We start from the raw sequence: 19,727 nt of genomic DNA, 5'->3' as shown, positions 1-19,727 counted from the left end.
TTTATTTTAATTGTAATCCATACAATTAACTTGTTTTTTGTACGGATTTTGTATGTTAAGTTTAAATAAATTTAGCCATCAGGATGTGATATATATGAATAAACGAACTCAACTGATACCAGCATTTCGTGCGGCTTTTCCGTACACAGTGCCCATTTTGGCAGGCTTTTTATTTTTAGGCATCGCTTATGGGATCTTTATGAATTCATTAGGATTCAGCGCGATTTACCCGATATTGATGAGTCTAACGATATTTGCAGGATCGATGGAGTTTATTGCAGCCAATTTATTGCTTGTCGCGTTCAATCCGATTAACGCCCTTTTTCTAACCTTAATGGTGAATGCACGGCATTTGTTTTATGGCATATCCATGCTTGATAAATATAGGGGGACCGGTAAGAAAAAGCTGTATCTGATTTTTGGGCTTTGCGATGAGTCTTTTTCCATCAATTGTACCGTTGATGTACCGAAGGATGTTGATAAGGGCTGGTTCATGTTCTTCGTGACACTGCTCAATCATTGCTATTGGGTAATAGGAGCAGCGATTGGCGGCATTTTTGGCTCTTTTGTCAAATTCAATACAGAAGGACTCGATTTTGTTATGACGGCTCTCTTTGTCGTGATTTTCATTGAACAATGGATGAAAGAGAAAAACCATCATAGTGCCCTTGCTGGGCTTGGCCTTTCAGCTGTCTGCCTTATTATATTTGGCGGAAGCAACTTCATTATCCCTGCCATGTTTGCCATTTTGGGGGTACTTTCCTTACTTAGAAAGCCGTTAGAGAAAGTTGAGGTGAGAACCATATGACAATGACTTTAACGCAGCAAATCATTACAATCGCGATGGTTGTTTTAGGCACAATGCTTACAAGGTTTCTTCCGTTCATCATTTTCCCATCAGGTAAACCCACACCGAAGTATGTACAGTATCTCGGTAAAATGCTGCCATCCGCGGTAATTGGACTTTTAATCATTTATTGTTTAAAGGATGTAAGCCTGCAATCCGGAAGTCATGGCATCCCTGAATTCATTGGGGTGGCGGTAGTTGCCCTGCTTCACGTTTGGAAGAAAATGATGCTCCTCTCGATAGCGGGGGGAACGGTTGTCTATATGATGCTGATTCAATTGGTTTTTTAAATGGATAATAATTCCGTAAGGTCGATAAGTGGTAGTGGTTCAATGAATTTGATGAACAAGATTAATCAGTTTAATAGTTTACGAGCAGAGCTGTCTTTAAGGCAGCTTTTTCTTATGGCATTTTAGGGCAGGGTAGTTACATGCATTTCTAAAGTTATTGAAACATCAATCAATCCTCTTTCCAGCAATCCTGAAATGATTCGGTTATTCTTAATCGCTGAAAAGGCTAGGCAGTGTGCATACCTAGCCTTTTCATACTCAGGAAAGTTGTTGTGTAGGAGTAAATTTGTAGTTTCTTAGGAAAATCATTACCGAACTTAATAACAATGATAGTAAACCCACGAATACCACGTATTGTGTACCCAGCTCTGATATGAATAATCCACCTGCTGCAGCTCCAATTGTCGTTCCCAGGTTAACCGCTGTTAAAAATAGTCCATTAGCGAAATCAGGAGATTCGGGGGCTGAAGACATGATCCAGTATTGATTGATATTACCCCCTATACCAGCTAAAATCCCCCAAATTAATGTAAGGATGGCCATAGGTATGGTGAACTGTCCAAATAAGAATAATATGATGTAAACTGCTCCCAATGCAAAAGGGAAAATCACTACAGACTTGTTCGCATTTTTAGTAAGCAGCTTCCCTGCCGCGATGTTTCCAATAATATTGGCACCACCGTAAATGAGCAACATTAAACTGATTGTGTTCGAAGACATATTCGTAACAGTTTTCAGATACTCAGTAAGGTAGCTATAAACTCCAAATACGGCTGAGTTCAATAAAATGACAGCCACAATGGAAAGCCATGTAATCGATTTTTTTAATACGGATAATTGCGCTCCGTAAGAAAGTTTTTCCTCAACAGGCATGGATGGTACAAAAATCAATGTAGCAAGAAATACAATCGCATTAACAATAGCAAAGAATGCCATCGCCATTTCAATCGAAGCGGCATTAGCAATAAAACTTACGATGGGTACACCGACTACCATTCCAGCGGATACTCCGATAAAAACTTTAGAAACAGCTTTTGGTGCTTCCTCCTTGCTGACGGAGTCTGCCGCTACGGTAAAAGCCAGTGAACAGTAAATCGGATGAAAAAAGGCTGGAACTATACGGGCAACTAATGCAAGGGTAAAGTTAGTTGTAAATATGGATACGATGTTCCCCAAAACGAAAACACCTAGCACAAGTAGCATGACCTTCTTCCGGTTCATCCCCGAAAATAATAACGGCATGGTTGGACCGGATACAGCTACAGCAAGGGCAAAAAGACTCACAAGCAATCCTGCTTTTGAGATGCTGACATGAAAGTGATCGGCAATGGAAGGCAAGATGCCGATTACCCCCATTTCAGTATTGATGATTCCGAAAACACCGATGGTTAATATAAAGATGAGTAAATTATTTTGTTTTTGCAAAAAAGTTCCTCCAAACCTCTTCCTTTAATCGACTTTTTCAATATGAACTGTGAAATCACCATGAACATTTTCAAAGTTTTCTTTTCCAGATTCAATTTTCCCTAGTTTAATAAGCCCATTTGAATATCCAAAGTCCTTATAAAATATAGCTAAATTCCCCCATGGAGCAAAATAAGTGAAGTCTCCAATTGTAGGGTCCATTCCTGATGGCGCCTCTTTAGTAGATAATTTATTTGATGGGTAACTAATTTTTTCCGTTCCTGCATAATCTTCAAATGTTAATGTAAGGGGGAGTAATGATAAAAAATCCTTACTTGTTGGATTATCATACATGTTGACAATGACTTCTCCGTTGTTAAATGTTAATTTTATTCTTATATCTTCCATACCATCTAACCCTTCATTATCACGTGTAGAATCTTGGCTATCCCCATTGTTTGATTCATCAGCTGTCACTTCTTGTTTGCTACTATGGATAGTCAAATTTTTTTCGTTGCTTGTGTTTTCTTCATTGGTCCTACTATTGCAAGCCGTTAAAAACAATGAAGATACTATGAATGTTAACAATATCCGTTGAACGGTCTTCTTCATTAAAATCCCAACCCTTCACTTCTAAAGTTATTTCAGTTTTTTTGAACTGCTTTTCTCTCCTGCCTCTGAATGAATTTCAAAGCATAATGTGTCCCAGCAATATAGATTCCCATGATAGATAGGTGGTCAATCAAGAACCTTATAGTGGAATCATCATTGAACCACCCAAATGGGTTGTAAGTGAATAGCTTAGAACCCATTTCTCCCTCGATGGAAGAATGCACCCCGTAGGCAACAATTAATACCGCCAAAATACGCAACGCAATGGTGCGAATATGGCTAGTACCGGTGATTCCCGTCATCCTCCGTACTGAATTGATAATCATTCCCCATGATAATCCTATGTGTACTGCCATGATGATAAATCCCCAATAAGCAGTCTGAACATGTATTTGCCGTAGCGTCATGTCGTTATTTATAGGAATAAAGGGAAATAAATCACTGGAAATCAACACAGCACTTATCATCATCAAAACCATGGTTACAAGAAATAGTAGGTTGATTCCTATTTGTAGAATGCGCGGTATATTATGTTTTCCCTTTAAAATCGCTTTATACCAACGTCGATTTAAAAGGTTATGGGCGATAAATAATATAAGCACAACAACTCCAACGACTTCATGGATCATATTTCCGGTAATATAGTAAGCCATTGCTATTAACATAAGAACTGTCATCGCAAGGTCATTTACTAACTTGAATAACATCTTTCGATTCAATGCATGCACCTCTTTCCATCGAATGTTTACTTCTGGATAATATTTCCTATATGTGTATGGAAATATCTTTTAATGAAACAAATCCCTTAGCTTTTATATTGTTGTAAATACATCTTCAAAAGAACGGCCTGAATTTTTTTCGCTTTTTCTTCATTTTTTAAATTACTTTCTTCTTTATTTACATCCTTAGAATCATTCAAATGATCAGATATCTCACTTACCTTCCAATGCTCTGTAGGGATAGCTGCGATTGGGGTTTCTGAACTGCTATTTTTTGATTGTGAAATGTCTCCTAAATCAAACTCTTTCATCTGATCCATCGAATTCATATAGTCATCTCTTTCCTGATTTGCGTGGCAGGAAAAGCAACGGCCAATATTATCTGGCCTCACTTCTTTGTCAGGAGTGAATGCCTGGTATTCCCATTCCCCATTATGTTCTTCCGGCGAGTACTGGGAACCCCACCCGGTACGCTTTTCCATCACTAAATATTGATCGAGCTCTCCATCCTTATATCCCACAAGAGTAATAACGGTGCCGCTCGGAAGCTCCTCTCCATTCTGTGCAGCTTCAATCGCTTCCTTACTATTTACATAGATGTCTTCATGAATATCTCCTCGATCGTAAGTAGCAAACACGATCCCTTTTTCAAGGTCTTCAGGGAATTTAACAAGGTTAGCACCAGATCCAATCTCAGCGTATTCCCCAGACTTAGCCCCAGAGGAATCCTCTTCTTGATGAGAAGTGTCCATTGTTCCAGTATCATTGTTGTTGCAAGCAGTTAGGGTGAGGGCAAGCAACAACGCAAGTGAATGAAATAATCGTTTTTTCATTCGTTTTCCTCCTCCAGTTTCGTTTTATTGTCTCGTAAATCCATCCTAACTTGGCTTCTCTGACTATTAATCCAAGTTGAATATCATTGTCTTTAGATGGAAAGAGAATTACTTTCATACTAAAAATCCAGTATATGGTAAGGGTTAACAACATCCTTCAAATCTACATACGTATGGAATTCCATTCAGACAAAAAAATGTGAGTCCCGACAAGATTTGTAGGACTCACACAGTGGTTTCACTCAAAGTAACATTGCACGCAAAGCTCGCTGCGATTCATACAGGCCTTATTTCTTCTTCAGATTTTCTTTGAAGAAGGACTCAAGCTTATCAAAGGGGATTAAATTCACCCGGTCGTATAGATCTACATGACCTGCGCCAGGAACAATGTAGAGTTCCTTCGGTTCGGCCGCCAGCTTGTAGGCGTCTTCGCTGAACTCTCTGGAATGAGCGTTTTCACCCGTGATGAAAAGCATCGGACGAGGGGAAATCGTCTCTATGTCTTCGAACGGGTAAAAATTCATGAATTTGACGTTACTGGTCAGAGTAGGGTGTGTCGTCAGTTCCGGCGATGTGCCCTTGGGAGTGAATTCACCTCTTGGAGTGCGGTAGAAGTCATAAAACTCACGTTCAATCGCCGTTGAGTTTTCATTCAGTTCATGTACTGTCCCACTGGTGTATTTGGTTTTACCGCCTGTGAACTCCACATAGCGTTGCTCTGCTGCCTCTTCGAGAATCCTCTTTCTCTGCTCAAGAGTCTGCGAGTGTTTAAGCCCGTTACGGTTGGCGGCACCCATGTCGTACATACTGACTGTCGCAATGGCTTTCATGCGCGGGTCGATCTTGGCTGCGCTGATGGCAAAGCTCCCGCTGCCGCAAACCCCGAGAACACCAATCCGATCTCTGTCAACAAATGGCCGGGTGCCTAGGAAATCCACCGCAGCACTGAAATCCTCGGCATAGATATCCGGCGAAACAGCGTTGCGGGGCTGACCCTCACTCTCTCCCCAGAAAGACAAATCCAAGGACAAAGTAACAAATCCCCGTTCAGCCATTTTAGTGGCATACAAATTCGCACTCTGTTCTTTTACTGCGCCCATAGGATGCCCGACAATGATCGCGGGATTTTTGGTGTTCTTCTTCAAACCTTTAGGTATGAAAAGGTTCCCTGCGACATTCATGTTGTATTGGTTTTTAAACTCAACCTTCTTCATGGTTACCTTGTTGCTTTTGTAAAAATTGTCTGCCCCATTGGACATATCCGGCGTATATGCAGCGCCAACGCCGGTCTTGGATGCAATGATGGTCATGGATAAAAGTAAGCCCAGTGCTATCATTGTGAGTACACGCCTGATAATCGTTTTTTTCTTCATTTTTAAAACAACACCCTTTCTTATTTTTGTTTTGAAAAAAATTCTTTTGTGACTATCATGGTGTACATTGCCCTCGTTCAAAAAGAAATCCTCATTGATTGATTAATCAACATCTGTTTATAATTATTAAATAGAAACAGGATGCTCTCAATGGTTAAATGAACGCAATTCGTTGATTACTCAACAAATCAATAAAAATTGTTGATTATTTTTAGGAAAGTTTGGTGACCAAACAATGCCGAAAGTAGACAGAAGAATAACCAAAAGCCAAGAAGCCATTAAAAAGGCTCTCATTGAACTGATGTCCGAAAAAAGTTTTGATGACATTACCATTCAGGATATTGCAGACAGAGCGAATGTTAATCGAGGAACCATCTATCTTCATTACTTAGATAAATTTGATCTATTAGATAAAATCATGGAAGAACATATAAACAACATGAGTCATTTTTGTGAATCGGCAACTGAAATGGATTATATAGAATCGACTGTACACTGTATGGAATACTTTAAGAGCAATTATTTATTCTTTTCAACGATGTTAGCGAGTGAAGGAGCTCCATATTTTCGCAGTCAGTTCCTTAAGTTCAATATCGAAGAGTTCAAGAAAGATGTTGACATAACAAAAGGGAAAAATTCCGACCAAAATGAAGATGTAATTGTTCAATTTGTTGCAAATGCTTACGTAGGCGTAGTGGAATGGTGGTTAAAGAATGGAATGCCTTATCCACCACGTGTCATGGCAGAAAAAGTGGGGGATTTGTTAGAGAGGATTGTATAACCATCTAATGAGAAACGTTCCTGGGATAGTGGTCTCTGGAGCAAAGGGGTGTCTTTAGGGCATCTCTTTTCTTCTAGGAAGGGTGTAGAAGGACTATTACAGGAATGGTGGAATTATAATAAATGGAATATATTTTTAACTGTAGTCCAAGGTTCCTTAAAAGTTGCTTGATTTTAAATCAATTGCATAGTAAGGAGAATTTTAGTATGAAAATAAAATGGTTTGGACATTCTGCCTTTTTACTAACATCCGAAAGAGGAACCAGGATTCTTATTGATCCATATTATCGCTTCATCCGTTACCGTATGCCAAGCGTTGAACCAGATATAGTGGCTGTTACCCATAATCATTTCGATCACAATAAAATTAAAGCTGCAACGGGTGATTACTTTCTTGTGAATGAGCCGAAGGAATACATCCGCGAAGATGTAAGAATTAAAGGATTTAAGACATTTCACGACAAGGTAAATGGCGAGAAGAGAGGCCCCAATATCATATATCGTTTCCAAATGGACGATCTGACCATCTGTCACTGCGGAGATTTAGGGCATCTATTATCAGAAGAACAAATAAATGAAATTGGAAAAGTGGATATTCTCATCATTCCTGTAGGAGGTACAGTCACGATTAATGCCTTGGAAGCCACTCAGGTAATGCGTCAATTGAAATCTACTATTACGATTCCCATGCATTACAGAACAAAGTCATTGTCGGTTGTTGGCTTGATGTTTTCAAAGGTAGATAAGTTTCTTCAGATTTCCGGACAGCGAATAACCGAAGTTAAGACATTGGATATTTCCAAAGAAAATTTGTCGGAATATGCTGGTGTCGTTACCATGCGCTATGAATGAATATAAGGCTGCGATGTCTAAAAAATGGATAAGAAATCCTGTTAATAACGAAAGGGCAGGTTAGTTCAAGAACTAAAAGGGAAGATACTAATCAATGAATTGAATCAATTAAGCTTCCTCTTTACGTTAGAAGGGGATAGAATATAAATAAAAAGGTGATGACAATAAAAAAAGTAAAAAGTATCCTATTCTTTCTTCTTGGGGCCATATCTCTTTTGATTGGTATCGCAGGGACTGTTTTACCAGTTCTGCCAGGCGGTCCGTTTTACTTATTTGCTGCCTTTTGCTTTGCTAAAAGCTCCAAGTCGATTGAAAACTGGTTCAAGAGCACCTCATTATATGAAAAATACGTTGAAGCATTCCTGCAAAAAAAAGGGATGACCCGAAGAGAGAAAATAAGAATCAATTTAATTGCCGATTTCTTCATCGTGATTTCTGTATTTTATGTGGACATCCTATTGGTGAAAATCTTATTGGTCGTACTCGCCCTCTACAAACATTATTATTTCATTAAAAAAATTAAGACAATTGATCGAAACGGTACGGAAAAAAGAGCGTTTTGAACCTTCAAATAACGGAGTTGCTTCGGCAGCTCTTTTTCTCATGGAGCTAAAGAAGTAGGATATTTCAATAATAAAAAAATACATATATATAAATTTGGAAAAGAAGGGTGGGGAATCATGAAAAAATATTTAGGGGTTATATCGTTTGCTTTAATGAGAATGGTATTCCAGGGTAATGGATTTTAAAAAGTTTATTCAACAAACAGGTACATAAGTTAGAATCAGAGCGCCGAATGGTGGTTTTTTTGCTAATAATGGGTGCGTTAGCTGAAGGTTAGAGCGTCTTTAAGGCAGCTTTTTCTTATGGGACTATCGCGGCAGGTTAGTTAAACAAGCTATGATGAACCAACTGAATACTTAATGGAAAAAGGAATTTTTGACAGTTGTGTGAACAGGTAGGATTAGCAACTAAACATAAAGAATACCTATTTATAAAAGGGGGCTTCTTTAATGGAAAAAGAAAAATTACTAGCTGTGAAATGTTCGTGCTGCAAAAAAGAATTAGACGCAATAGACTTGGTCATCATAAATGAATCACTTCAACTGACGCATATTCAATGCCCTTATAAAGGTGAAAAAGCAATTATTGATGTAGGATATTTTAATGATGTATTCCGAAAATACCTGACCTGTACTCATGAAAAAGCTCCTTTAAGTGGGGGGATATAAAGTCCATGGCTTTGCATTTTTAGCAAAAACCTAGTTAATTCGGTTCTATAAAGAGCTATGGGCAGGATAGTTCAACAAACGTAGTGGCTGGAACCGTTTTCTTCTGGGGTACCGCCAAAAAGGGCGGGCAATTACTGCCCGACCTTTCAACTATACTCCACGACATAGATAATGGGATATTAATAATTCGAAACTATAAATATCATTCCTCAATATGTATGTAGATTAGTATTACTTTGCAAATAAGTGGTTGCCTATTCTAATGACTGTTTCCCTTGTGAAAATCCATTCATCTGTTGCCGACATCGGATTATAATAATAAACAGAACCATGAGTAGGATCCCAACCTTGTAATGCATCAATAACAGCTCGATAAGAATGGCTATTTGGGGTCAAATAATATTGCCCATCATGTACAGCTGTAAAAGCATTTGTCTGGAAAATAACATCGTAAGTATTTTTAGGAAAACCTGACGCTGACATTCGGTTCAAAATTACTGCAGCGACAGCTACTTTTCCTTCATAAGTTTCTCCTCGAGCTTCTCCATGAACAACCCTGGCCATCATTTCAATACTATTTAATTTTTGTTGTGTTTGGTATCCAAAAACTCCATCTGGCAATATTCCAGAATCTAGTTGAAGTTGTTTCACTGCATGATCAGTAATTGAACCATAATACCCTGTTGGTTGCCTGTTAAAGTAACCCATTTCCTTTAAATTTTCTTGTAAGTCATAAACTGCTTGTCCTTGACTTCCATTGTGTAAAACTTCTTGAGCAAAGATTGAATTGGGTATAAGAAACATGAAACAAATAAAAATAACAAACGACATTTTTTTTAAATTTACCATCAAGTAATACCACCCTTCGATTCATTTTCCTACTATTCTACCTTATCATACAAGAAAAATAGATTTATATTACATTATTACTATTTTAAACCAAATTTTTAGGGGGTCTTCAGACAAATTCATCTGTTTTTTGGGTACCGCCTATCGCCATCAAGCTTAGTAAAAGGATTATACCCAAAACGAAAAATTAAGCTATATGCTGCTGAAGATAGCTTTTTTCGTTTTGGGGCGTAAAGAAATTTTAACTTGATGAGGTGCTACAAGACCCCCTTATGGAACTATCGAGGCAGGATAGTTCAACAAAATATCGAGAGTTATAAAGTTTACAAGTGGAACCCTGCGTAACATTCATGTGCTTAGACGGTGCTGACAAATGGCAGTCTGTTATAGGATAATGGTTATATATTTGATGGGCAAAATATTTAGGGGGAAACTCCATAAAGAAGGATGTGCTGTACGATGAATGTAGAAATGGTCATGCAGGAGCTTGAAGCCCTTGGCAAGGAACGAACTAAAAAAATGTACATATCCAATGGTGCACATGAGCCGCTTTTTGGCGTGGCGACAGGTGCCATGAAACCAATTGTAAGGAAAATAAAAATAAATCAGGATTTAGCTGAAGAGCTTTATTCGACAGGCAACTATGATGCCATGTACTTTGCAGGCATCATTGCAGACCCAAAAGCCATGACTGAGTCTGATTATGATCGCTGGATGGATGCTGCGTATTTTTATATGCTGTCCGATTATGTAGTGGCTGTAACTTTATCGGAGTCAGATATTGCACAAGAAGTATCCGATAAATGGATTGCAAGCGGTGAAGAGCTGAGAATGTCAGCGGGCTGGAGTTGCTACTGTTGGCTTTTAGGGAATCGAAAAGACGTTGAATTTTCACAAAGCAAAATTTCCGATATGCTGGACCTTGTGAAACATACGATTCACGATTCTCCAGAACGAACGAAATCCGCCATGAATAATTTTCTTTACACCGTGGGGATTTCCTATTTGCCGCTCCATGAAAAGGCAGTCGAGACCGCAAAGGCAATAGGAATCGTAGAAGTCAAACGGGACAAGAAAAAAACCAGTTTTCTAAATGCATACGAAAGTATTCAAAAAGAAGTCGGTAAAGGAAAGCTCGGTTTTAAACGCAAGCATGTAAGATGTTAAAATTGGTTTTGCAAAATTGAAGGGTAATTTCAATAAAGGGGGTTGCTTCGGCAGCCTTTTTCTTTGTTGATGAACCAATACACTTAAAGTGGGGTGAATGATACTTGAAGTCATTTCAACTAAACGAAAAAACAAGATCCTTTTTATCGGAATATCAATTATTTGAAGATGATTTGATACAACAAGTGCAGTTGCAGCACCGTTTGGAATTAGTAGCGGCATTTGGGATTCAAAAAGGAATGCGTGTATTGGAAATAGGTTGTGGTCAAGGGGATACAACCGTTGCAATAGCAGACGCAGTAGGGGAAAGCGGGTATGTTGTCGCAATAGATATTGCTAGTCCCGATTACGGAGCACCGTTAACATTAGATCAAGCAACAGGAAGTATAAAGAAATCTTCATTAGGAGAACGGATTGACTTCCATTTTGAAATGGATTTTGATTTTTTTGAATCACCCATACCATTTGATATGGCGGTATTATCCCAATGTTCATGGTATTACAAGCAACCAGAGGATTTATTGAAATACTTTAAAAAGGTTCGTGGATTGGCAAAACAAATATGTTTTGCAGAATGGGACCTCGACTTCACCTGCCTTTCTCAACGTTCCCACTTTTGTGCAGTTTCCATTCTGGCACTGCATTCAAACTTCGTAAAGAATGAAGGAAATATCCAAAACATATTTCATAAAACTCAAATTCTCCAGCTACTCCAGCAAGCAAATTTTGAAGTGGTAAAACAACTTACCGTCGATGCAACATTTTTACAGGACGGTCAATGGGAAAAAGATTATGCAAATAGTATCCGTGCAGAATTTATTAAAGTCCCTAACATGATACAAACGTTAATAACTGGTTATTATGAACTGATGAACACTTCGAATGGTAAGGAGAATTCATTAAATAGTTTCATTGTTTGTGCAAAGTAATAATCGTATTTAAATGAATTCAAGATCCAGGGCTGCCTAATGGGTTGCTTTTTTGCATAAGCTGTAAAAGGAGGAAAAACATCAAATGAAAATTTGATGTTTTTGACTTTATCTAATAAAAATTTGAACCAGCAGCTGACCCTGTTCGAGTGCAGGGATTTATTTTTTCAACCCGGCTGCAAAGAAGGGCCCATTAACTGTGATGGTCGATAGGATACGAGCCATTTCTTGAGGGGATTCTTTCCTTTCGCTATCCAACCATTGTTGGATCACTCCTATATGTGCGGATGCAATATACGAAATTAAAAAGTGTCCTGGAACGAGTAAATTTTCCTCTTTAATAAGGGAGTTTTGATCATTTTCAAACAGTGTTTTCAACATGAAATCCTTAATTTTGGTTTGGAATGATAAATCTCCTTTGGGACCTAACGCTGCTTTCATAAATTCACTATTTACATTTAGATATTCAAATATTGAAACAAAAACGGTAAATGGTTTGTTTAATGGAGAGTCAGTACCAAGTTCGGCAATAACATCCGGAATATTCTGTTTTGCTATATCCGACATCCCTTGCATGATTTCTTCTTGGCATTTGGTCATTAAATCAAATTTGTCCTGATAGTGAGCATAAAAAGTCCCTCTATTTATTTTCGCTTTCGTTGTAATATCTTTAACTGTAATCGTTTCAAAGCCTTTTTCTTCAATTAATTCTACTAATGCATTTCGAATCGAGTTTTTTGTTCGAATGACACGCAAATCCATGTTAATTTCTCGCAAGATACTCCCTCCTTAATTTTATCCAACACATTTATAAAAAGTGTTTTATAACCAACACTTCTGCGATTTTTGATTATTGAATAGGACTTAAGCTACCCTTATAATTCAGAAAGATAACGAACATCGTGTTGTTTATTATAATAACTTAAATTGAAGGAGGAACAAATAAATGTTAAAAAATAAACTTTTGCTTTTATCACCAATTATTGCACTAGCCGTCATTTTCATTTTTTCCCTAACATTAATTCCATCGGTCCAACCTCAACCGAAAAATTTGCCTATTGCTATTGTGAATGAGGATGAAGGGATGGAAATTGCGAATCAACCAAAAGTGAATATGGGGGAAAGCATTGTCAATATGATACAAAAATCAGCAAAGACCCAAGAAGGGAATATCGTTAATTGGGTTGAAGTGAAGAGTATAGAAGCAGTACAAAAGGGCTTAGACAAGAAAAAGTATTACGCGTCGTTAGTGATTCCCAAAGATTTTAGTGCCAAGCAGGCATCTTTACGGACTCCAAGACCTTCTTCACCAGAAGTGGAAATATGGATCAATCAAGGAATGAATACTGCAGCATCAGCTATGGCAGGACAAATATTGAACGGAGTAGTTGACAATATGAATGACAATGTTCGTAAACAACTACTGGACGGATTTGAACAGCAAGGAGCAACATTAACAGCTAAGCAAGCTGCAAGCCTTGCGACTCCTATTACAAAAAAAGTCACGAATGTTAATGAAATTGGTACCAATAGTGCTAACGGTAATGCTCCTGTTTCTTTATTCCAGCCACTTTGGATGGCAAGTATAGCGAGTGCTGCCATTATCTTTTTGGCTGTTAGAAAATTATCCATTACTAATCGAAAAGAGAACTTTGCCATTAAATCCGTACAAATTTTAATGGGTGCGATTGTCGCTCTTGTCGTTGGATTTGGTTTAACTTGGCTAGCAGATGGGATGGTTGGCCTTCATATCCCACAATTCACAGATACAGCATTATTTTTATCCATTACATCCTTTAGCTTTTTTCTAATGATATTAGCTGTACTTTCACTATTGGGGCTTAAAGGTATGCCCATCTTTATCTTAATGCTTTTCTTTGGTGCACCATTGCTTGCCATGGCTCCAGAAATGATGTCTCCATTTTATCTCGACTGGATTTATTCTTGGCTGCCAATGCGATTCATGGTAGATGGACTCCGAGGATTATTCTTCTTTGGGGAAGGATTAACCTGGAATACACCTGTTTCCGTTCTTGTTTGGATTGGAATGGTGAGCATGTTCATCATATTAGGTACTGCTTTAAAGAGGAGTACAGCAAAGGAACAAATTACTGAAGCAAGCGTGAAATGAATAACGAGAGGATAGAGCCATTTCAATATAAAAGGAACGGCTCTTTCTTGTGCAGTATGTGAAAGATTATGCCTGAACTAACTGGGCGTTTAGAGAAACAATAAAAAGAAAATAAGCTCTAAAAGTGAAATTTTTGAAATTGGTCAAACTAGTGATATCGATTGATGGATTTATAAAAATGTTGACAAAGTCCACTAATGACAATAAAGTATTAGTGGATAAAGTCCACTAAAAGGAAGTAAATAATGAATATAAATAAAAATACCATGGCTGATATCCGGCAATTCAATCGATTTTATACAAATATACTTGGTGTGTTGGATAAGCATATATTGGATACCGGATATTCTTTCACTGAGGCACGGGTCATTATGGAAATCGGTTTGATGGAGCAGTGTATAGCAAACAACTTGGTTGATAAACTGGAAATTGATCGCAGCTATATGAGCAGAATAATTAACAAGTTAAGAAAAGATGGACTGGTTATGAAGGAAAACTCGACCTTGGATAACAGAACGATTCTGATTCGGTTGACTCCTGAAGGGATGACTCTTTTTAACCAGCTTAATGAAAGATCTGATGAACAATTAGTGAGATTATTCCAAGGATTATCACAAAATGAAATTAAAGAAATCCATGCTTCTATGATGTTCATTCAGAAGAAATTGGATGGTTTGGGGAGATTAAAGGATGATACGTTTTGAAAATGATTATACAGAAGGTGCTCATAAGCGAATTCTGAACCGATTAATAGAAACCAATGAAGAACAGACACCTGGATATGGAGTGGATGAACACTGTGAAAAAGCGAGAGCTTACATTCGAAAAGAGTGTGATGCCGCGAATGCGGATATTCACTTTTTAGTGGGAGGAACACAGACGAATACAACTATCATCGCTTCAATTTTGCGGCCGCATCAAGGGGCGATTGCTGCAATCACCGGGCATATCGCGGTACATGAAACAGGCGCAATTGAAGCCACTGGCCATAAAGTGCTTACTTTGCCGAGTGATGATGGAAAAATTCAACCTGAACAGGTGAAAGAATTATATGATGCCCACTGGAATGACGTTACCCATGAGCATATGGTACAGCCAGGCTTGGTTTACATTTCCAACCCTACAGAAAATGGAACGACTTATAGTAAAGCCGAATTGGAAGCATTAAGTGAAGTTTGCCGGGAATGCGGTTTGCCATTGGTATTGGATGGCGCCAGATTAGGGTATGGCTTGGCTTCGAAGGACAGCGATTTAACCTTGGCTGATGTTGCAAGGCTATGTGATGTGTTCTATATAGGGGGAACGAAGGTTGGGGCAATGTTTGGTGAAGCGGCAATCATCATGAATGATGCCCTGAAAAAGGACTTCCGCTATTTCATCAAGCAAAGGGGAGGAATGCTCGCTAAAGGGAGACTATTGGGGATCCAGTTTGAAACATTATTTGAAGACGGCCTATACTATGAAATTTCTAAACATGCCGTGGAAATGTCAATGATGATTCGAGAAGCATTTGTTGAAAATGGATTTTCATTACGATATGATTCCACATCAAATCAGCAATTTCCCATCTTGCCGGAAGATGTAATGCAGGAATTAGGTAAAAAGTATTCATTCTCCTTCTGGGAAAAAGTCGATGCTACACACAGTGCTGTGAGATTTTGTACCAGTTGGGCTACGAAAAAAGAACATGTTGACATGCTTGTAGAGGATATCAAGGCAATAAAAGGAGAAAAAAATAGCCACGATCGAGTTATATTTAGAGGATAGTTATCTAAAAGAATGTTCAGCAAATATCGTTTCCATACAAGACCGGTTTGTTGTGTTCGATCAAACCATTTTTTATCCAGGCGGCGGTGGGCAGCCTTGTGACCGGGGAATCATTAAACAAGGTGATGAAACCTATAATATATGAACAGTAAAAAAAGTGGATGGTGAAATCATTCATGAACTGGAACGACCATTACAGGACATTAATCAAAAGGCAGACATGCAGATTGACTGGACTTGGCGGTATCAGAATATGCAGTATCACACATTATTGCATGTCATTTCAGGTTATTTATATGAACATTACAATGCTTTAGCTACAAGCAGTCAAATTGAAAAAGAACATGCGAGATTAGAGCTGTCTTTTTCTCCTGAAATAATGGAAGAAATACCATTCGATCAATTGGAACAATCGATAAAGAAGATACTGGCACAACCCCATAATGTTTATACGAAAACAATTAGCAGAGCTGAAGCAGAGCTAAAAAAAGCAGGGGTAATTAAAACGGTCATTCACTTACTTCCAGCTTCGCTTAACGAAATTCGAATCGTTCAAATAAATGATATTGATGAGCAAACATGTGGCGGAACCCACGTCAACAACACGAATGAAATTAAAGACTTTTCCATAATGAAAATTCAACAAAAAGGGCCCGCGAAAAAAAGGATTAAGATTCAACTTTTGGATTAAGTTCTGCTATGTAATCCTTCTTCAAAACGGTGTGGTAGTGCCCTTTTACAGAGCGGTTTAATAGAAGAATTATATGGCTGACCATTGCACAGTTTTGATCATTAAAATAGGATTAGCGGAGATGTTAGGGTGAATATTAAGAGGGAAAAGTCTTTTATACTATGTTTTATAGTCCTGTCATTTACTGCAATTGCTATCATCTCAAACTTTAATCCACTCGAAAGCACAAAAAACAATAAAACACCTATCGTTAAAAAGGACTTCTCAGCCATGAACTGGTCTATCATGTGAATAATACTACTTCACTAAGGGAGTTGCTGCGGCAGCTCTTGTTTTTTTAGAGCTAAATCGGCAGGATCGTGCTGTTTGATCATTGGTTAACGATTGTGCTAGATAATTGAATGGGAGTTCCGTAAAATGCAGGAGATGTTTTGGAGGGGGATGCTCATGAGTATTAGGAACTCAGCAAAAGCCATTATAATTAGTGGAGATAAGATTTTATTAACAAAAAATCAAGATGATGAGGGGTATTTTTATCTTTTCCCCGGCGGTGGACAAGAACATGGCGAAACCATTCATGACGCATTATTAAGAGAGTGCATGGAAGAGGTTGGAGAAGAAGTGGAGATTGGAGAGTTGCTTCATATTCGTGAGTATATAGGAAAAAACCACGAGCATTCTTCATTCGATTTTCATGTTCACCAAGTTGAATACTATTTTGTTTGCAACCTGGTAAAGGAAAAAAATAATAAAGCGCCAACCAATCCAGATAGTCACCAAGTAGGGGTAGAATGGATACATATTAATGATTTACTTCAGTATAGGATATATCCTAAAGAACTAAGGAAATATATCATACAGCATGTTAATCATCAAAAGTCTCCAGTTTATTTAGGGGATATCAATTGAAGCCTTGTTCAACGAACGGGCGCGATGAATCAGCTAAAAGAGTGAATAAATTAAGCCATATTCTTTCGAAAAGAATATGGCTATTTAAATTGATTCGGTAGTTTTGAAAGATTTTTTTGAAGGATTACCTTTAGCGGGACACTTCGACGGAAGCAAATCATACACGTATTAATCTCGTTATAATACACTATTTTCATCTTATTCCATCTGTAGTATCTTTATTTCACAGAATACATAAATGGGGAGAGCCCCACACAAGAGGAGGTCTTCCAAATGAATAAAGAATCAGTACTGATCGTGGAAGACGAAGAAAAGATCTTAAGACTGCTTGAATTGGAGCTTGAAATCGAAGGCTATCAAGTCGGAAAGGCAATGGACGGCAAGGAGGCCCTTGAAGCATATCAATCAAGAAAGTGGGATTTGATCTTATTGGATGTGATGCTTCCTGGCATAAGCGGGATCGAGCTGCTTCGGAAAATTCGAACGAAGAATACTATCACTCCTGTCATCCTGTTAACGGCAAAAGGCTCGGTTGAAGATAAAGTTTCCGGTCTTGATCTCGGCGCGAATGACTATATCACCAAACCTTTCCAAATTGAGGAATTGCTTGCCCGAATTCGTGCGGTTTTAAGAATGCGGCCTGCTGCACCTTCAATGGAAGCTAAAATCGGTGGATGGCTAAATACTGCCGATTTAAAAGTGAATGTCAAAACACGCGAGGTCATTAGAGGTGATAGTCATATTGAACTAACGCCAAAGGAGTATGATTTACTTCTTTATTTACTGAAGAATAAGCGTCAGGTGCTAAGCCGTGATCAAATTCTGGGAGCTGTTTGGGGGTATGATTTCCAGGGAGAAACAAACGTGGTGGATGTGTATATCCGATATGTTCGCAAAAAGCTCGAACATGGCTTTGAAACGCCGCTCATTCATACCGTAAGAGGCGTTGGCTACGTCATGAAGGAAGCAAAATGAGACTTCGCAAGAAAATAAACTTATATACAGCGGTGTTATTCATTTTCCTGCTGCTTTTGATGAATGTTTCTATTTATTTTGTTTTCAGTAATCTGATGATGGTGAATGAAATGAATCGTGCGAAAGCGGAGACAGGGAAAATTGCCTTTGATGTTAGTGAAAATGTTAATAATATATCTCCAAATGATTTACTTCGAGCCTATCTGCCTATAGATGGCATGATTGGTATCGTAATCGAAGGTCAACGAAAAGGAACAGCTGTTACATCCAATTCCGAAAAACAATTAAGCAATCGAAATAGCAGCTTTTACCCCGGTGAGAAGAGCGAGATCATCACTTATCAGCAGAAAAAGTATGTATTCGTTTCAAACCCGATCGTTTGGGGGGATGGAAGTGTAGTTAATCTTCAAATCACCAAAAGCATGTCAGCAACCGAAGAAATGCTCGCTGTTCTGCGCATCGTATTAATCGCTGTAACCATCATTGCCATGATACCTGTTCTGATATCAAGCACTATTCTTAGTAACTTCATCGCCCGTCCGATTCGATCGATGATCGATACGATGAAGGAAATTCAAACTAGCGGCCAATTTAAGCGACTTAGCCTAGAAGAAAAATCAAAGGATGAGCTTGTGGAAATGGGGAAAACATTTAATCACATGATCGATTTACTGCAGGCCAACTTCGAAAAACAGGAGCAATTCGTATCGAATGCTTCACATGAATTAAAAACACCGCTAACTGTCATCGAAAGCTATGCAAGCCTTTTGAAGAGAAAAGGGTTGGAGCGTCCTGATTTGTTTGATGAATCCATAGAAGCCATTCATTCTGAAGCCATTAGAATGAGAGAGATGACAGAGCAAATGCTCCTGCTTGCAAAGCATCAGGAAAAATGGAATATAGAGAAGGAAAACGTCAATCTGACCGATATCATGACAGAGTTAGCGAAAGTATATAAAAATGCGTACAATCGGACAGTGGAGATTTATAGCGGCGATGCAATTGAAGCAGTAACGGATGTTCAAAAGTTAAAACAGCTTTTGTTTATTTTTTTAGACAATGCCAGAAAGTATAGTGACGAGCTAATCTCCGTCTACATAGGACAAACAAGTAATGAAGCATATATCCGCATCGAAGACAGAGGGGATGGAATTCCAAAGGCTGAATTGCCAAAAGTGTTCGATCGTTTTTATCGTGTAGACAAAGCTAGAAACAGAAAGCAAGGCGGATCAGGATTGGGGCTTTCCGTGGCAAAGGAAATTGCTGATGCAATAGATGTGCGGATTGAAATGGACAGTCTCGAAGGCAGGGGAACGATCGTTACTCTTTTATTTAATTAAGCCAGAATGATGTTGGATGGGGGATAC

General features: G+C 38.4%; 23 protein-coding genes. 16 read left to right on the top strand and 7 right to left on the bottom strand.

The window, feature by feature from the left end:
• Positions 1-52: 52 nt before the first annotated feature.
• Together azlC and MHB45_RS18990 are read left to right on the top strand one after the other, a co-directional pair.
• Complete coding sequence (gene azlC, locus MHB45_RS18995) at positions 53-808, top strand: azaleucine resistance protein AzlC (protein ID WP_105718822.1); 756 nt, start codon at positions 53-55, stop codon at positions 806-808.
• Positions 805-1,137: a branched-chain amino acid transporter permease gene (locus MHB45_RS18990; protein WP_048687136.1), complete on the top strand. Its 333-nt coding sequence runs from the start codon at positions 805-807 to the stop codon at positions 1,135-1,137. The genes azlC and MHB45_RS18990 overlap by 4 nt, the downstream gene beginning before the upstream one ends.
• A 258-nt stretch (positions 1,138-1,395) precedes the next feature.
• Here the strand turns inward: MHB45_RS18990 and MHB45_RS18985 are convergent, their stop codons facing one another.
• The 5 genes from MHB45_RS18985 to MHB45_RS18965 all read right to left on the bottom strand — a co-directional run bounded on the left by MHB45_RS18985 (position 1,396) and on the right by MHB45_RS18965 (position 6,078).
• Positions 1,396-2,562, bottom strand: a complete 1,167-nt coding sequence (locus tag MHB45_RS18985; protein WP_048687137.1) for an MFS transporter — start codon at positions 2,560-2,562, stop codon at positions 1,396-1,398.
• Between the two features lie 24 nt (positions 2,563-2,586).
• Positions 2,587-3,153, bottom strand: a complete 567-nt coding sequence (locus tag MHB45_RS18980) for a cyclophilin-like fold protein (protein WP_202186601.1) — start codon at positions 3,151-3,153, stop codon at positions 2,587-2,589.
• Between the two features lie 32 nt (positions 3,154-3,185).
• A complete protein-coding gene (locus tag MHB45_RS18975) occupies positions 3,186-3,872 on the bottom strand; it encodes a DUF4405 domain-containing protein (RefSeq protein ID WP_105718823.1) in 687 nt (228 codons plus the stop codon).
• 86 nt (positions 3,873-3,958) lie between these two features.
• A complete protein-coding gene (locus MHB45_RS18970) occupies positions 3,959-4,705 on the bottom strand; it encodes a cytochrome P460 family protein (RefSeq protein ID WP_072273520.1) in 747 nt (248 codons plus the stop codon).
• Between the two features lie 287 nt (positions 4,706-4,992).
• Positions 4,993-6,078, bottom strand: coding sequence for an alpha/beta hydrolase (locus tag MHB45_RS18965; RefSeq protein ID WP_072273846.1), 1,086 nt, complete (start codon positions 6,076-6,078; stop codon positions 4,993-4,995).
• A 235-nt stretch (positions 6,079-6,313) separates the two neighbouring features.
• Here MHB45_RS18965 and MHB45_RS18960 point away from each other — a divergent pair, with 235 nt between their 5' ends.
• The 4 genes from MHB45_RS18960 to MHB45_RS18945 all read left to right on the top strand — a co-directional run bounded on the left by MHB45_RS18960 (position 6,314) and on the right by MHB45_RS18945 (position 8,942).
• Positions 6,314-6,859: a TetR/AcrR family transcriptional regulator gene (locus MHB45_RS18960; RefSeq protein ID WP_048687139.1), complete on the top strand. Its 546-nt coding sequence runs from the start codon at positions 6,314-6,316 to the stop codon at positions 6,857-6,859.
• Positions 6,860-7,065: 206 nt separating this feature from the next.
• Entirely contained in the window at positions 7,066-7,710 is a 645-nt protein-coding gene (locus tag MHB45_RS18955) for an MBL fold metallo-hydrolase (protein WP_072273519.1), read from the top strand.
• Between the two features lie 158 nt (positions 7,711-7,868).
• Positions 7,869-8,273 carry a YbaN family protein gene (locus MHB45_RS18950; protein ID WP_048687144.1) on the top strand — a complete coding sequence of 135 codons (405 nt, stop codon included), beginning with the start codon at positions 7,869-7,871 and terminating at the stop codon, positions 8,271-8,273.
• A 450-nt stretch (positions 8,274-8,723) separates the two neighbouring features.
• Complete coding sequence (locus MHB45_RS18945) at positions 8,724-8,942, top strand: hypothetical protein (RefSeq protein ID WP_048687146.1); 219 nt, start codon at positions 8,724-8,726, stop codon at positions 8,940-8,942.
• A 231-nt stretch (positions 8,943-9,173) separates the two neighbouring features.
• Here the strand turns inward: MHB45_RS18945 and MHB45_RS18940 are convergent, their stop codons facing one another.
• Positions 9,174-9,791 (bottom strand): cell wall hydrolase, encoded by a 618-nt coding sequence (locus MHB45_RS18940; protein ID WP_072273518.1) that lies wholly within the window; start codon positions 9,789-9,791, stop codon positions 9,174-9,176.
• Positions 9,792-10,250: 459 nt separating this feature from the next.
• On the opposite strand from MHB45_RS18940, the gene MHB45_RS18935 reads away from it, so the two are divergent.
• Together MHB45_RS18935 and MHB45_RS18930 are read left to right on the top strand one after the other, a co-directional pair.
• Positions 10,251-10,958: a DNA alkylation repair protein gene (locus MHB45_RS18935; protein WP_048687147.1), complete on the top strand. Its 708-nt coding sequence runs from the start codon at positions 10,251-10,253 to the stop codon at positions 10,956-10,958.
• A 104-nt stretch (positions 10,959-11,062) separates the two neighbouring features.
• Entirely contained in the window at positions 11,063-11,887 is an 825-nt protein-coding gene (locus tag MHB45_RS18930; protein WP_055348443.1) for an SAM-dependent methyltransferase, read from the top strand.
• A 159-nt stretch (positions 11,888-12,046) separates the two neighbouring features.
• Here MHB45_RS18930 and MHB45_RS18925 read toward each other — a convergent pair whose 3' ends face one another.
• Complete coding sequence (locus MHB45_RS18925; protein ID WP_048687150.1) at positions 12,047-12,664, bottom strand: TetR/AcrR family transcriptional regulator; 618 nt, start codon at positions 12,662-12,664, stop codon at positions 12,047-12,049.
• A gap of 169 nt (positions 12,665-12,833) precedes the next feature.
• Here MHB45_RS18925 and MHB45_RS18920 point away from each other — a divergent pair, with 169 nt between their 5' ends.
• From MHB45_RS18920 to MHB45_RS18890, 8 genes are all read left to right on the top strand, one after another.
• The gene (locus MHB45_RS18920; RefSeq protein ID WP_072273517.1) at positions 12,834-14,018 is read left to right on the top strand and encodes a YhgE/Pip domain-containing protein; all 1,185 of its coding nucleotides are present in this window, start codon (positions 12,834-12,836) and stop codon (positions 14,016-14,018) included.
• A 245-nt stretch (positions 14,019-14,263) separates the two neighbouring features.
• Complete coding sequence (locus MHB45_RS18915) at positions 14,264-14,722, top strand: MarR family winged helix-turn-helix transcriptional regulator (protein ID WP_202312227.1); 459 nt, start codon at positions 14,264-14,266, stop codon at positions 14,720-14,722.
• A complete protein-coding gene (locus tag MHB45_RS18910; protein ID WP_253349850.1) occupies positions 14,709-15,785 on the top strand; it encodes a threonine aldolase family protein in 1,077 nt (358 codons plus the stop codon). Before MHB45_RS18915 ends, MHB45_RS18910 begins: the two co-directional genes overlap by 14 nt.
• On the top strand, positions 15,754-15,930 hold the full coding sequence (locus tag MHB45_RS28355; RefSeq protein ID WP_142398494.1) for an alanine--tRNA ligase-related protein: 177 nt from the start codon (positions 15,754-15,756) through the stop codon (positions 15,928-15,930). Before MHB45_RS18910 ends, MHB45_RS28355 begins: the two co-directional genes overlap by 32 nt.
• Positions 15,931-15,942: 12 nt before the next feature.
• Positions 15,943-16,476 (top strand): alanyl-tRNA editing protein, encoded by a 534-nt coding sequence (locus MHB45_RS18905; RefSeq protein WP_048687156.1) that lies wholly within the window; start codon positions 15,943-15,945, stop codon positions 16,474-16,476.
• Between the two features lie 417 nt (positions 16,477-16,893).
• On the top strand, positions 16,894-17,385 hold the full coding sequence (locus MHB45_RS18900; RefSeq protein ID WP_340908034.1) for an NUDIX domain-containing protein: 492 nt from the start codon (positions 16,894-16,896) through the stop codon (positions 17,383-17,385).
• 273 nt (positions 17,386-17,658) lie between these two features.
• Positions 17,659-18,360 (top strand): response regulator transcription factor, encoded by a 702-nt coding sequence (locus MHB45_RS18895; protein ID WP_072273514.1) that lies wholly within the window; start codon positions 17,659-17,661, stop codon positions 18,358-18,360.
• Positions 18,357-19,700, top strand: coding sequence for a sensor histidine kinase (locus MHB45_RS18890; RefSeq protein WP_048687163.1), 1,344 nt, complete (start codon positions 18,357-18,359; stop codon positions 19,698-19,700). The genes MHB45_RS18895 and MHB45_RS18890 overlap by 4 nt, the downstream gene beginning before the upstream one ends.
• Positions 19,701-19,727 lie beyond the last annotated feature (27 nt).

The organism is Peribacillus sp. FSL K6-5616 (assembly GCF_038008245.1).
Taxonomy (GTDB): Bacteria; Bacillota; Bacilli; order Bacillales; family DSM-1321; genus Peribacillus; species Peribacillus frigoritolerans.
Note: the sequence above shows the minus strand (reverse complement) of the source record. Positions and strands in the feature narration are given on the sequence as shown.